This is a genomic window from Edwardsiella sp. EA181011 (assembly GCF_000800725.1).
GTDB lineage: Bacteria > Pseudomonadota > Gammaproteobacteria > Enterobacterales > Enterobacteriaceae > Edwardsiella > Edwardsiella anguillarum.
The window spans coordinates 440,145-454,312 of sequence record NZ_CP011364.1 but is presented as its reverse complement, the minus strand read 5'-3'; the positions used below and the strand labels follow the sequence as shown (position 1 = coordinate 454,312).

Below are 14,168 nucleotides of genomic sequence, written 5' to 3'. Positions count from 1 at the left end.
TGAAGAACGCTTATAATGGGTTCTTCACCCGAATCGATAAGAATGCTATGAAATACCGTGACTTGCGTGAGTTCATTGCCTTGCTTGAACAGCGGGGTGAATTAAAGCGTATCCAACAGTCCATCGATCCCTATCTGGAAATGACCGAGATTGCCGATCGCACCCTGCGCGCCGGTGGCCCGGCGCTGCTGTTCGAAAATCCCAAAGGCTACGATATTCCCGTGCTGTGTAACCTATTCGGTACGCCACAGCGGGTGGCTCTGGGCATGGGGCAGGAGGAGGTTGGTGCGCTGCGTGATGTCGGTAAGCTGCTGGCTTTTCTGAAGGAACCGGATCCGCCGAAAGGGTTTCGCGACCTGGTGGAGAAGCTGCCGCAGTTTAAGCAGATCTTAAATATGCCGACCAAGCGTCTGTCCAAGGCGCCCTGTCAGGAGCGGGTACTCCAAGGCGACGATGTCGACCTGGCCACGCTGCCGGTGATGCACTGTTGGCCGCAGGATGTTGCCCCGCTGGTCTCCTGGGGGTTAACGGTGACCCGAGGCCCCTGTAAGTCGCGTCAAAACCTGGGGATCTATCGCCAGCAGGTACTGGGTAAAAATAAGCTCATCATGCGTTGGTTGTCCCATCGCGGCGGCGCGCTCGATTTTCAGGAGTGGTGCCAGGCGCATCCCGGTGAGCGCTTTCCTGTGGCGGTGGCGCTCGGCGCCGATCCGGCCACGCTGCTCGCGGCGGTTACGCCGGTGCCGGACTCGCTGTCGGAATACGCTTTCGCCGGGCTGCTGCGTGGTCATAAAAGCGAGGTCGTCAAATGCCTGTCCTGCGATTTAGAGGTTCCGGCCAGCGCCGAGATCGTCTTGGAAGGCTACATTGAACCGGGGGAGACGGCGCCAGAGGGCCCCTATGGCGACCATACCGGATACTATAATGAGGTGGAGCGCTTCCCGGTATTCACCGTGACTCACCTGACGCAGCGCGATCGGCCGATTTATCATTCGACCTATACCGGCCGCCCTCCCGATGAGCCAGCGGTGCTGGGGCTGGCGCTGAATGAGGTGTTCGTCCCTCTGCTGCAGAAGCAGTTTCCGGAGATCGTGGACTTTTATCTGCCGCCTGAGGGGTGCTCCTACCGTATGGCGGTGGTGACGATGAAGAAGCAGTATCCGGGACACGCCAAGCGGGTGATGATGGGGGTGTGGTCATTTCTGCGTCAATTTATGTACACCAAGTTTGTGATTGTCTGTGACGATGATATCAATGCCCGTGATTGGCAGGATGTGATCTGGGCGCTGACGACGCGAATGGACCCCGCGCGTGATACGCTGTTGATCGAGAATACCCCGATAGACTATCTGGACTTTGCCTCGCCGGTGTCTGGCCTGGGCTCGAAGATGGGGCTGGATGCGACGAACAAGTGGCCGGGAGAAACCCAGCGGGAGTGGGGGCATCCCATCGTGATGGATGAAGCCGTACGCGCGCGGGTAGATACCCTGTGGAATGAATTGGACATTTTTGCTAACGACAAGGATGCGCAGTGAGCCTGAGCGCTGCGCTAATGACCCAATAGAGTAATCACATGACAACGTTGAGCTGTAAAGTTACTTCAGTAGATGCCATCACGGATACCGTGTACCGCGTACGTTTGGTGCCGGAGCGTGCCGTCGATTTTCGCGCCGGTCAATACCTGATGGTCGTGATGGATGAGCGGGATAAGCGCCCGTTCTCTATGGCATCCACGCCGCTGCAGAGCGATTGTATTGAACTGCACATCGGCGCTTCGGAGCTTAATCTCTACGCCATGGCCGTCATGGATCGCATTCTGCAGGATCGCACGCTGTGCGTCGATATGCCTCATGGCGATGCCTGGCTGCGCGAAGACAGCCTGCGCCCGCTGGTACTGATCGCCGGCGGCACCGGTTTCTCCTATACCCGCTCGATTCTGCTGATGGCGCTGTCTCAGCAGCCGCAGCGGGAGATCTCTCTCTATTGGGGCGGACGCGAGCTGAAGCATCTGTATGATCTCAATGAGCTGTATGCGCTGAGTGCGCGCTATCCCCAACTGAAGATAATCCCGACCGTAGAGCAACCGGATGCCGATTGGCAAGGGCGGAGCGGCACGGTGATCAGCGCCGTGATGCAGGACTTTGGCTCATTGGCCCAGCACGATATCTATATCGCCGGACGTTTCGAGATGGCTAAGATTGCTCGGGAGCGCTTCTGTGCCGAGCGTGAGGCCAATCCAGAGCATATTTACGGCGATGCCTTTGCCTTTATCTGATGCGTGAGGCGCGGCGTCGTATCGTATGCATGGGGACGGCGCCGCGGCACTTAGCCCCCTGACCGCCTTACCGCCAAGGGGGAGTTTTGTGCAATACCCTGTGCTAAGATGACGCCAATCGACGTCTGTAAAGGGTAATGACATGGACACTCTGGCCTCACTCTATACGAAGCACCTCGCTACGCTGCAGCAGCGCGCGCGTACCATTCTGGAACGCCATCAGCTGGATGGGCTGCTGATTCACTCCGGTGAACCCATCGCGCGTTTCTTGGACGATCAGGATTACCCTTTCAAGATCAACCCGCATTTTAAAGCCTGGGTGCCGGTGACCCAGGTACCGAACTGCTGGCTGTGGATCGATGGCGTCAATAAGCCCAAGCTGTGGTTTTACTCTCCCCTGGATTATTGGCACAGCGTTTCGCCGTTGCCGCAGGCATTTTGGACCGAGCAGGTAGAGATGACGGCGCTGCGTCATGCCGATGATATCGCTGCCCTGCTGCCCGCCGCGCGCGGCAACGTCGCCTATATCGGGCCGAACGCTGAGCGGGCGCGCAGCCTTGGCATCGACGAGGCGCATCAGAACCCGCAGGCAGTGCTGAATTTCCTGCACTATCATCGCGCGTACAAGAGCGAGTATGAGCAGGCCTGTATGCGCGAGGCGCAGAAAATCGCCGTGGATGGCCACCAGGCCGCGTTGGAGGCCTTCCGCGCAGGAATGAGCGAGTTTGATATCAACCTCGCCTATCTGAGCGCGACCGGGCAGGGAGAGAATGACGTACCGTACGACAATATCATCGCCCTGAACCGGCATGCCGCGGTGCTGCACTATACGCACCTAGAGCGGCGTGCACCGTCTGAGATGCACAGTTTTCTGATCGATGCGGGAGCGGAGTTTCATGGCTATGCAGCCGACTTAACGCGTACCTATGCGGCAAACGGACAGAGCGACTTCGCCGCGCTGGTAGCAGAGGTGAACCAGGCTCAGCAGGCGTTAATTGCCACGCTGCAGACCGGCGTGCGTTATACCGACTACAATTTACAGTTCCATCAGCGTTTGGCTGCGATCCTGCGTCATCATCATATTCTGACCGGCATTAGCGATGAGGCGGCCGTCACCCAGGGGCTGACCACGCCGTTCCTGCCGCATGGGCTGGGGCACCCGCTTGGTCTGCAGGTGCATGATGTAGCAGGTTTTATGCAGGACGAGCTGGGGACGCAGATGGCGGCGCCGGATCGGTATCCCTATTTGCGCTGTACCCGAATCATGGAGCCGGGCATGGTAATGACCATTGAACCAGGCCTCTATTTTATCGATACGCTGCTCGCGCCTTGGCTCGAGGGTGAGTTTGGCCAGCACTTTAACCGTGGCCGTATTGACGCCCTGCGCCCCTATGGCGGCATTCGCATTGAGGATAATGTGATCTTCCATGCGCACGGCGTAGAAAATATGACGCGCGATCTGCATCTCGCCTGATGCCGCATCCGTACCCCGTTCCCGCGCAGCCCGTCAGCGTCTGTGAGGAGATCAAGAAAAGCCGCTTCATTACGCTGCTGGCTCACACGCCGGGGGTTGACGCGGCGAAGGCGTTCGTTCAGGAGACCCGACGGGCACACCCTGATGCACGCCATCACTGCTGGGCCTTCGTGGCCGGTGCGCCGGAGGATACCCAACGGCTGGGTTTTTCAGATGACGGTGAACCCTCCGGCACGGCGGGGAAACCCATGCTGGCTCAGCTGATGGGCAGCGGCGTAGGCGAGGTGTGTGCGGTCGTCGTGCGTTACTACGGCGGGATCAAGTTGGGCACCGGCGGATTGGTCAGGGCCTACGGCAGCGGAGTTCAGCAGGCGTTGCAGGCGCTGGTCCGTCGGCAAAAGGTGCCGATGGCAGCGTATACGCTGTGCTGTGACTATGCCCAACTGACGCTGGTGGAGGGGATTGTGGCGCAGGCGGGCGGTAGCGTGCTTGACAGCGCGTTTTCTGCTCAGGTGATGCTGCGGCTGAGCCTGCCACTTGGCCGTCAGGACGATGTGGATGAAAAATTGCGCAACGCCAGTCGTGGAACATTGCAATTACAGGCGACTTCGTAATAATCCGCGCTCTCCCGTTATTTAGTGCTTATTGAGCAAGGAATGTGTCCGGATGCATTTTCGCGCCATCATTCGAATCGTCGGCCTGCTGGTCATCCTGTTTTCCGGCACCATGTTTGTCCCCGGACTGGTGGCGCTGATCTACCGCGATGGCGCCGGGCGTGCGTTTGTCGAAACGTTTTTTGTCGCCCTCGGCATCGGTATGCTGCTGTGGTGGCCCCAGCGTAAACAGAAGCATGAGCTGAAGCCGCGTGAGGGGTTTCTGATCGTCGTGCTGTTTTGGACCGTGTTGGGCAGCGTCGGTGCGCTGCCGTTTCTGTTTTCAGAACGCCCGAATCTTAGCGTCACCGATGCGTTCTTCGAGTCGTTTTCCGGCTTGACCACGACCGGCGCCACAACGCTGGTCGGGCTAGACGCGCTGCCTAAGGCGATACTGTTCTATCGGCAGATGCTACAGTGGCTCGGCGGTATGGGGATCATTGTGCTGGCGGTGGCCATTCTGCCCATTCTTGGCGTCGGTGGCCTGCAGCTATACCGGGCCGAGATGCCGGGCCCCCTTAAAGATAACAAGATGCGCCCGCGTATTGCCGAAACGGCCAAAACGCTGTGGCTTATCTATGTCATGTTGACCATCGCCTGTGCTATCGCCCTGTGGGGGGCGGGAATGGATGTGTTTGACGCGATTTCGCACAGCTTTTCGACGATTGCCATCGGCGGGTTTTCAACCCATGACGCCAGCATCGGCTATTTCAACAGTCCGACCATTAATACCATCATCTCCGTTTTTCTGCTGATTTCCGGGTGTAACTTCAGCCTGCACTTTGCCTTTCTCAGTGGGCGCAGTCCCCGGGTGTATTGGCGCGATCCGGAGTTCAGGATGTTCATCGCCGTGCAGCTGACGCTGGTCAGCGTCTGTACGCTGGTCCTGTGGCTGCATAATGTATACGCCAGCGGATGGCAAACGCTCAATCAGGCCTTTTTCCAGGTGGTCTCGATGGCGACTACCGCCGGTTTCACCACCGACAGCATTGCCAAATGGCCGCTGTTTTTACCCGTGCTGCTGCTGTGCTCTGCGTTTATCGGGGGCTGCGCTGGCTCTACCGGCGGTGGGCTTAAGGTGATCCGTATTCTGCTGCTGTTCCTACAGGGGTCACGTGAGCTCAAGCGGCTGGTGCACCCCAATGCGGTATATACCATCAAGCTGGGAAATCGCGCCCTGCCGGAGCGGATTCTGGAGGCCGTCTGGGGATTCTTTTCAGCCTATGCGCTAGTGTTTATCATCAGCATGCTGGCGATCATTGCGACCGGAGTCGACGATTTCTCTGCCTTTGCGGCGGTGGTCGCAACCTTAAATAACCTTGGCCCCGGGCTGGGGGTCGTGGCGGATAACTTCACCTCAATGAATGATGTCGCTAAATGGATCTTGGTGGTGACCATGCTATTTGGCCGTCTGGAGGTGTTTACATTATTGGTGCTGTTTACGCCAACTTTTTGGCGCAACTGACGGAATAGGGATCAACGATGAAAACGTTAGTGCTGTATTCGAGCCACGATGGACAAACTAAAGCGATCGCTACCGCGATTGCGACGGCGATGTCTGAGACGTTGGACTGTGAGCTGCGGGATTTAGAACAGGCAGGCGATATTGACCTGAACGCCTACCAGGCGGTGGCGATTGGCGCCGCGGTACGCTATGGCCACTTTCCTCGCGCGCTGTACCGCTTTGCCAGTGACCATACCCCGCGGCTGAATACGATGCCGAGCGCATTTTTTGCCATTAACCTGACGGCGCGCAAGCCAGAGAAGCGAACCCCGCAGACGAACGGCTATACGCGTAAGTTTTTGCTGTCGACGCCCTGGAAACCCGCCCAGTGCGTGGTATTTGCCGGTGCGCTGCGCTATCCGCGCTATGGCTGGCTGGATCGCACCATGATTAAGATGATTATGAAGATGACCGGCGGTGAGACCGATACGACAAAAGAGGTCGAGTACACGGACTGGCAACAGGTCGATCGTTTTGCCCGTGATTTTGCTCGCTTCGTGAGCACGTTAGCTAAAAAAACTGCATAAAACCTGGGTTTTGTTGAAAAAAAAACCGAACGATATAAATTTTAAAATTAAGACTTGTCTCGTCGCGAGAAGTCCCTATAATGCGCCTCCACTGACCGGGAACAACGACCAACTCGTCGCCCAGTCAGGCAGAGAAAGCAAAAATAAATGCTTGACTCTGCGGGCGAAAAGCGTAGTATACGCAGCCCACGCCGGTGATAACTCAACGGGTTTTCACGGCGACGCTCTTTAACAAATTATCAGACAATCTGTGTGGGCACTCGCAAGATTCGTATTAAGCATTCCTCGGAATGCCAAAATATTTAAAGTCTTGAAGAGTGACAGCAGTTAATTCATTACGAATAAACAGTTTAATTTCTTTGAGCATCAAGCTTTTAATTGAAGAGTTTGATCATGGCTCAGATTGAACGCTGGCGGCAGGCTTAACACATGCAAGTCGAGCGGTAGCAGGGAGAAAGCTTGCTTTCTCCGCTGACGAGCGGCGGACGGGTGAGTAATGTCTGGGGATCTGCCTGATGGAGGGGGATAACTACTGGAAACGGTAGCTAATACCGCATAACGTCGCAAGACCAAAGTGGGGGACCTTCGGGCCTCATGCCATCAGATGAACCCAGATGGGATTAGCTAGTAGGTGGGGTAATGGCTTACCTAGGCGACGATCCCTAGCTGGTCTGAGAGGATGACCAGCCACACTGGAACTGAGACACGGTCCAGACTCCTACGGGAGGCAGCAGTGGGGAATATTGCACAATGGGCGCAAGCCTGATGCAGCCATGCCGCGTGTATGAAGAAGGCCTTCGGGTTGTAAAGTACTTTCAGTAGGGAGGAAGGTGTGAGCGTTAATAGCGTTCACAATTGACGTTACCTACAGAAGAAGCACCGGCTAACTCCGTGCCAGCAGCCGCGGTAATACGGAGGGTGCAAGCGTTAATCGGAATTACTGGGCGTAAAGCGCACGCAGGCGGTTTGTTAAGTTGGATGTGAAATCCCCGGGCTTAACCTGGGAACTGCATCCAAGACTGGCAAGCTAGAGTCTCGTAGAGGGAGGTAGAATTCCAGGTGTAGCGGTGAAATGCGTAGAGATCTGGAGGAATACCGGTGGCGAAGGCGGCCTCCTGGACGAAGACTGACGCTCAGGTGCGAAAGCGTGGGGAGCAAACAGGATTAGATACCCTGGTAGTCCACGCTGTAAACGATGTCGATTTGGAGGTTGTGCCCTTGAGGCGTGGCTTCCGAAGCTAACGCGTTAAATCGACCGCCTGGGGAGTACGGCCGCAAGGTTAAAACTCAAATGAATTGACGGGGGCCCGCACAAGCGGTGGAGCATGTGGTTTAATTCGATGCAACGCGAAGAACCTTACCTACTCTTGACATCCAGCGAATCCTGTAGAGATACAGGAGTGCCTTCGGGAACGCTGAGACAGGTGCTGCATGGCTGTCGTCAGCTCGTGTTGTGAAATGTTGGGTTAAGTCCCGCAACGAGCGCAACCCTTATCCTTTGTTGCCAGCGGTTCGGCCGGGAACTCAAAGGAGACTGCCAGTGATAAACTGGAGGAAGGTGGGGATGACGTCAAGTCATCATGGCCCTTACGAGTAGGGCTACACACGTGCTACAATGGCGTATACAAAGAGAAGCGACCTCGCGAGAGCAAGCGGACCTCATAAAGTACGTCGTAGTCCGGATTGGAGTCTGCAACTCGACTCCATGAAGTCGGAATCGCTAGTAATCGTGGATCAGAATGCCACGGTGAATACGTTCCCGGGCCTTGTACACACCGCCCGTCACACCATGGGAGTGGGTTGCAAAAGAAGTAGGTAGCTTAACCTTCGGGAGGGCGCTTACCACTTTGTGATTCATGACTGGGGTGAAGTCGTAACAAGGTAACCGTAGGGGAACCTGCGGTTGGATCACCTCCTTACCTGAAGATACGAAATTGTGTAGTGCTCACACAGATTGTCTGATAGATGTTCGAGCAAACGCGTCTGCGAAGCCGACCCTTGTGTCCCCTTCGTCTAGAGGCCTAGGACACCGCCCTTTCACGGCGGTAACAGGGGTTCGAATCCCCTAGGGGACGCCATTTGCGGTATCGGGTGAAAGACGGTGCCAACAGTATTGCAAAACGGACTTACGAGTCATGTTTGCAATATTTTGCTCTTTAACAATCTGGAACAAGCTGAAAATTCGAAAACAATCGAATTGCTTTTAATAAGTGATTCGAGAGTCTCTCAAATGCTTACAGCACGAAGTGAAACATCTTCGGGTTGTGAGGTTAAGTGACTAAGCGTACACGGTGGATGCCTAGGCAGTCAGAGGCGATGAAGGACGTGCTAATCTGCGATAAGCGTCGGTGAGCTGATATGAAGTGTTATTAGCCGGCGATGTCCGAATGGGGAAACCCAGTGCAATCCGTTGCACTATCGTTAAGTGAATACATAGCTTAACGAGGCGAACCAGGGGAACTGAAACATCTAAGTACCCTGAGGAAAAGAAATCAACCGAGATTCCCCCAGTAGCGGCGAGCGAACGGGGAAGAGCCCAGAACCTGAATCAGTTTGTGCATTAGTGGAAGCGTCTGGAAAGTCGCGCGATACAGGGTGATAGCCCCGTACACGAAGGTGCACAGCTGTGAGTTCGATGAGTAGGGCGGGACACGTGTTATCCTGTCTGAATATGGGGGGACCATCCTCCAAGGCTAAATACTCCTGACTGACCGATAGTGAACCAGTACCGTGAGGGAAAGGCGAAAAGAACCCCGGCGAGGGGAGTGAAATAGAACCTGAAACCGTGTACGTACAAGCAGTGGGAGCATCCTTCGGGGTGTGACTGCGTACCTTTTGTATAATGGGTCAGCGACTTATATTTTGTAGCAAGGTTAACCGAATAGGGGAGCCGTAGGGAAACCGAGTCTTAACTGGGCGTCTAGTTGCAAGGTATAGACCCGAAACCCGGTGATCTAGCCATGGGCAGGTTGAAGGTTGGGTAACACTAACTGGAGGACCGAACCGACTAATGTTGAAAAATTAGCGGATGACTTGTGGCTGGGGGTGAAAGGCCAATCAAACCGGGAGATAGCTGGTTCTCCCCGAAAGCTATTTAGGTAGCGCCTCGTGAACTCATCTTCGGGGGTAGAGCACTGTTTCGGCTAGGGGGTCATCCCGACTTACCAACCCGATGCAAACTACGAATACCGAAGAATGTTATCACGGGAGACACACGGCGGGTGCTAACGTCCGTCGTGAAGAGGGAAACAACCCAGACCGCCAGCTAAGGTCCCAAAGTCATGGTTAAGTGGGAAACGATGTGGGAAGGCATAGACAGCCAGGATGTTGGCTTAGAAGCAGCCATCATTTAAAGAAAGCGTAATAGCTCACTGGTCGAGTCGGCCTGCGCGGAAGATGTAACGGGGCTAAACCATGCACCGAAGCTGCGGCAGCGACGCTTAGGCGTTGTTGGGTAGGGGAGCGTTCTGTAAGCCGTTGAAGGTGGCCTGTGAGGGCTGCTGGAGGTATCAGAAGTGCGAATGCTGACATAAGTAACGATAAAGCGGGTGAAAAGCCCGCTCGCCGGAAGACCAAGGGTTCCTGTCCAACGTTAATCGGGGCAGGGTAAGTCGACCCCTAAGGCGAGGCCGAAAGGCGTAGTCGATGGGAAACAGGTTAATATTCCTGTACTTGGTGTTATTGCGAAGGGGGGACGGAGAAGGCTAGACCGGCCGGGCGACGGTTGTCCCGGTTTAAGCGTGTAGGTGTGATGACCTGGCAAATCCGGTCATCTTTAACACTGAGGCGTGATGACGAGGCACTACGGTGCTGAAGTGGTTAATGCCCTGCTTCCAGGAAAAGCCTCTAAGCTCCAGATAACACTGAATCGTACCCCAAACCGACACAGGTGGTCAGGTAGAGAATACCAAGGCGCTTGAGAGAACTCGGGTGAAGGAACTAGGCAAAATGGTGCCGTAACTTCGGGAGAAGGCACGCTGGCATGTAGGTGAAGTCCTTCGCGGATGGAGCCGAAGCCAGTCGAAGATACCAGCTGGCTGCAACTGTTTAATAAAAACACAGCACTCTGCAAACACGAAAGTGGACGTATAGGGTGTGACGCCTGCCCGGTGCTGGAAGGTTAATTGATGGGGTCAGCCGCAAGGCGAAGCTCTTGATCGAAGCCCCAGTAAACGGCGGCCGTAACTATAACGGTCCTAAGGTAGCGAAATTCCTTGTCGGGTAAGTTCCGACCTGCACGAATGGCGTAATGATGGCCAGGCTGTCTCCACCCGAGACTCAGTGAAATTGAACTCGCTGTGAAGATGCAGTGTACCCGCGGCAAGACGGAAAGACCCCGTGAACCTTTACTATAGCTTGACACTGAACATTGAACCTTGATGTGTAGGATAGGTGGGAGGCTTTGAAGTGTGGACGCCAGTCTGCATGGAGCCGACCTTGAAATACCACCCTTTAATGTTTGATGTTCTAACCTGGCCCCGTGATCCGGGGTAGGGACAGTGTCTGGTGGGTAGTTTGACTGGGGCGGTCTCCTCCCAAAGAGTAACGGAGGAGCACGAAGGTTAGCTAATCCTGGTCGGACATCAGGAGGTTAGTGCAAAGGCATAAGCTAGCTTGACTGCGAGAGTGACGGCTCGAGCAGGTGCGAAAGCAGGTCTTAGTGATCCGGTGGTTCTGAATGGAAGGGCCATCGCTCAACGGATAAAAGGTACTCCGGGGATAACAGGCTGATACCGCCCAAGAGTTCATATCGACGGCGGTGTTTGGCACCTCGATGTCGGCTCATCACATCCTGGGGCTGAAGTAGGTCCCAAGGGTATGGCTGTTCGCCATTTAAAGTGGTACGCGAGCTGGGTTTAGAACGTCGTGAGACAGTTCGGTCCCTATCTGCCGTGGGCGTTGGAAGATTGAGAGGGGCTGCTCCTAGTACGAGAGGACCGGAGTGGACGCACCGCTGGTGTTCGGGTTGTGATGCCAATTGCATTGCCCGGTAGCTACGTGCGGAAAAGATAAGCGCTGAAAGCATCTAAGCGCGAAACTTGCCTCGAGATGAGTCTTCCCTTGGACCTTGAGTCCACTGAAGGAACGTTTAAGACTAAGACGTTGATAGGCTGGGTGTGTAAGCGTAGCGATACGTTGAGCTAACCAGTACTAATGATCCGTGAGACTTAACCTTACAACACCGAAGGTGTTTTTAGAGAGACGAATTTAGCTTGTTCAAGATTGGAACCGATGGCCAGTGATGGCGGTTGGTAAAACAGAATTTGCCTGGCGGCGATAGCGCGGTGGTCCCACCTGACCCCATGCCGAACTCAGAAGTGAAACGCCGTAGCGCCGATGGTAGTGTGGGGTCTCCCCATGCGAGAGTAGGGAACTGCCAGGCATCAAACAAACGGAAAGACCCCATGCGCAAGCATGGGGTCTTTTTGTTTATCGAGGTTTTGCCGGGCAGTGGGTGACTCCTGAGGCGAACCGCGGCGCCGGCCGTGGAGCAGAACGGAACGTCTAGGAAGCGATGTCTGAAAGCCGGGGGCCTTGGGTTTATCCGCCCGGCGACGCTGGCGCTGCCGCACCGGCGTTAGCGGATCTCCCCCGATGATCCGCCCGCTGAAATTCCTCTCTCTCTACCGATTTATCCACGGTATGGCGCGGATAATCGGGTAGACTAGAGACTGTTTAGTCAGGATGAGATAGCCGTTTCATGTCCAAGCACCTTACATCACTTACCGAATTTACCACCTTCGGTCTTCCCGCCCGGGCCGAGCAGATCCTTACTGCGGACAGCGCTGCGGCGCTTTTGTCTCATTGGCAGGCGGCGACGGCGCGCCGACAGCCGGTTCTGATACTGGGGGGCGGTAGCAATGTCCTGTTCATGGAGGATTTTGCCGGCAGTGTGATCCTTAATCGTATTCCCGGGATCCAGGTTGATGAGGATGAGGCGAACTGGCATTTGCACGTGGGGGCCGGTGAAAACTGGCACGATCTGGTGCGCTATACCCTGGATCGTGGAATGGCGGGTCTAGAGAATTTGGCGCTGATCCCTGGCTGTGTAGGTTCTGCGCCCATTCAGAATATCGGTGCCTACGGCGTAGAGTTACAGCATGTCTGTGACTATGTCGACGCGCTGGATCTGCGCAATGGCACTCTGCAGCGCCTACCTGCTGCCGCGTGTGGCTTTGGCTATCGAGAGAGTATTTTTAAACATCGCTATCGCGATGGGTATGCGATCGTCGCCGTGGGATTACGCCTGGGCAAACGCTGGCAGCCGATGCTTAGCTACGGCGATCTGACTCGCCTTGATGCGATGACCGTGACGCCGAGGGCCGTATTTGACGCGGTCTGCCATATGCGTAGAACCAAGTTGCCCGACCCGGTGCAGCATGGCAACGCGGGAAGCTTCTTTAAGAATCCGGTGGTGAGCGCCGAGGTTGCCGAGGCTATTCGTGCGCGCTATCCACAAGCGCCCTGCTACCCGCAGGATAAGGGGGAGGTGAAGTTAGCGGCAGGCTGGCTCATCGATCGCTGCGAGCTTAAGGGATATCAGATCGGCGGTGCGGCGGTGCACCGTCAGCAGGCGCTGGTGCTGATTAATCAGCATCACGCTAGCGCCCAGGATGTCATCGCGCTGGCGCGCTATGTGCGCCGTCGGGTTGGTGAGGCGTTTGCTGTGTGGCTGGATCCAGAGGTACGCTTTATCGCCGCGCAGGGTGAGGTTAACGCCGTTGAGGTGCTGTCATGAAAGATATTACGGTTCCATTGAAACTGATTTCGCAGCTGGCCGATGGCGATTTTCACTCTGGAGAGCATTTGGGGGAGTCGCTGGGCATGAGCCGTGCGGGGATCAATAAGCATATTCAGACCCTGCGCGACTGGGGCATTGACGTATTTACCGTTCCAGGGAAAGGCTACTGTCTGCCGACGCCCATGCAGCTGCTGAATGCAGAGACGATCGGCACCCTGCTGCCCCAGGGGCGAGTAACGGTGTTGCCGGTGGTGGATTCCACCAATCAGTACCTGCTGGAGCGGATTGGCGCGCTGGCTTCCGGCGATGCCTGCGTCGCCGAGTATCAGCAGGCTGGGCGCGGTCGTCGAGGCCGTCACTGGTTCTCACCCTTCGGTGCCAACCTGTATCTGTCCATGTACTGGAAGCTGGAGCAGGGGCCGGCCGCCGCAATGGGGCTGAGCCTGGTGATCGGGATCGTCATGGCGGAGGTATTACAGGAACTGGGGGCCGCCGGTGTGAAGGTCAAGTGGCCGAATGATCTCTATCTCAACGATCGCAAGCTGGCCGGTATTCTGGTTGAGCTGACGGGAAAAACGGGCGATGCGGCGAATATTGTGGTCGGCGCCGGGATCAACTTGATGATGCGCAATCCCGATACCAGCGTGGTGGATCAGCAGTGGATCAACCTACAGGAGGCCGGGGTCGACATCGATCGCAACCAGCTGGTAGCCTGCCTGCTGAGCCGTTTGCGCAGTACGTTGGCCGATTTTGAGGTGCGTGGTTTATCACCGTTTATCGCCCGTTGGCGCGCGCTGGATAACTTTATTGACCGTCCGGTACGGCTGATCATCGGGGAGCAGGTTATCCACGGCATTGCGCGGGGCATTGATGCGCAGGGTGCGCTGCTGCTGGAGCGTGACGGCATTATCACCCCGTTTATCGGCGGTGAGATCTCCTTACGCGCAGGCTGAGTAGGCATATCGTTCGAAGGCGGGGGAGCGTGGGCTCCCC

At 56.0% G+C, this 14,168-nt stretch carries 8 protein-coding genes, 1 tRNA gene and 3 rRNA genes; all 12 read left to right on the top strand.

Going from position 1 to position 14,168, the window contains the following annotated elements:
• The first annotated feature begins 47 nt into the window (after positions 1 to 47).
• The 12 genes from ubiD (at position 48) to birA (ending at position 14,128) form a co-directional block, all read left to right on the top strand.
• The gene (gene ubiD, locus QY76_RS02055) at positions 48 to 1,535 is read left to right on the top strand and encodes a 4-hydroxy-3-polyprenylbenzoate decarboxylase (protein ID WP_034164580.1); all 1,488 of its coding nucleotides are present in this window, start codon (positions 48 to 50) and stop codon (positions 1,533 to 1,535) included.
• A gap of 38 nt (positions 1,536 to 1,573) precedes the next feature.
• Positions 1,574 to 2,275, top strand: a complete 702-nt coding sequence (fre, locus tag QY76_RS02050; protein WP_015869622.1) for an NAD(P)H-flavin reductase — start codon at positions 1,574 to 1,576, stop codon at positions 2,273 to 2,275.
• A gap of 142 nt (positions 2,276 to 2,417) precedes the next feature.
• Positions 2,418 to 3,749 carry a Xaa-Pro dipeptidase gene (gene pepQ, locus QY76_RS02045; protein WP_034164581.1) on the top strand — a complete coding sequence of 444 codons (1,332 nt, stop codon included), beginning with the start codon at positions 2,418 to 2,420 and terminating at the stop codon, positions 3,747 to 3,749.
• Positions 3,749 to 4,363, top strand: a complete 615-nt coding sequence (locus tag QY76_RS02040) for an IMPACT family protein (protein ID WP_015869624.1) — start codon at positions 3,749 to 3,751, stop codon at positions 4,361 to 4,363. The genes pepQ and QY76_RS02040 overlap by 1 nt, the downstream gene beginning before the upstream one ends.
• Positions 4,364 to 4,415: 52 nt before the next feature.
• Positions 4,416 to 5,867, top strand: a complete 1,452-nt coding sequence (gene trkH, locus QY76_RS02035; RefSeq protein ID WP_045426457.1) for a Trk system potassium transporter TrkH — start codon at positions 4,416 to 4,418, stop codon at positions 5,865 to 5,867.
• A 17-nt stretch (positions 5,868 to 5,884) separates the two neighbouring features.
• A complete protein-coding gene (hemG, locus tag QY76_RS02030) occupies positions 5,885 to 6,433 on the top strand; it encodes a menaquinone-dependent protoporphyrinogen IX dehydrogenase (protein WP_034164582.1) in 549 nt (182 codons plus the stop codon).
• 375 nt (positions 6,434 to 6,808) lie between these two features.
• Positions 6,809 to 8,352 (top strand): 16S ribosomal RNA (locus QY76_RS02025).
• Between the two features lie 83 nt (positions 8,353 to 8,435).
• Positions 8,436 to 8,511 (top strand) — tRNA-Glu (locus QY76_RS02020).
• A gap of 190 nt (positions 8,512 to 8,701) precedes the next feature.
• Positions 8,702 to 11,609: ribosomal RNA gene (locus QY76_RS02015) — 23S ribosomal RNA — on the top strand.
• A 91-nt stretch (positions 11,610 to 11,700) separates the two neighbouring features.
• Positions 11,701 to 11,816 (top strand): 5S ribosomal RNA (rrf, locus tag QY76_RS02010).
• Together the 16S, 23S and 5S rRNA genes with 1 tRNA gene alongside form the textbook arrangement of a ribosomal RNA operon.
• A gap of 318 nt (positions 11,817 to 12,134) precedes the next feature.
• Entirely contained in the window at positions 12,135 to 13,172 is a 1,038-nt protein-coding gene (gene murB / locus QY76_RS02005) for a UDP-N-acetylmuramate dehydrogenase (RefSeq protein ID WP_034166040.1), read from the top strand.
• Complete coding sequence (gene birA / locus QY76_RS02000; protein ID WP_034166041.1) at positions 13,169 to 14,128, top strand: bifunctional biotin--[acetyl-CoA-carboxylase] ligase/biotin operon repressor BirA; 960 nt, start codon at positions 13,169 to 13,171, stop codon at positions 14,126 to 14,128. The genes murB and birA overlap by 4 nt, the downstream gene beginning before the upstream one ends.
• The last annotated feature ends 40 nt before the right edge of the window (positions 14,129 to 14,168 follow it).

What these genes read in the sequence shown, in the direction of transcription:
- ubiD (WP_034164580.1), top strand. Translation starts at nt 48, where the DNA reads ATGAAATACCGTGACTTGCGTGAGTTCATTGCCTTGCTTGAACAGCGG.
- fre (WP_015869622.1), top strand. Translation starts at nt 1,574, where the DNA reads ATGACAACGTTGAGCTGTAAAGTTACTTCAGTAGATGCCATCACGGAT.
- pepQ (WP_034164581.1), top strand. Translation starts at nt 2,418, where the DNA reads ATGGACACTCTGGCCTCACTCTATACGAAGCACCTCGCTACGCTGCAG.
- QY76_RS02040 (WP_015869624.1), top strand. Translation starts at nt 3,749, where the DNA reads ATGCCGCATCCGTACCCCGTTCCCGCGCAGCCCGTCAGCGTCTGTGAG.
- trkH (WP_045426457.1), top strand. Translation starts at nt 4,416, where the DNA reads ATGCATTTTCGCGCCATCATTCGAATCGTCGGCCTGCTGGTCATCCTG.
- hemG (WP_034164582.1), top strand. Translation starts at nt 5,885, where the DNA reads ATGAAAACGTTAGTGCTGTATTCGAGCCACGATGGACAAACTAAAGCG.
- murB (WP_034166040.1), top strand. Translation starts at nt 12,135, where the DNA reads ATGTCCAAGCACCTTACATCACTTACCGAATTTACCACCTTCGGTCTT.
- birA (WP_034166041.1), top strand. Translation starts at nt 13,169, where the DNA reads ATGAAAGATATTACGGTTCCATTGAAACTGATTTCGCAGCTGGCCGAT.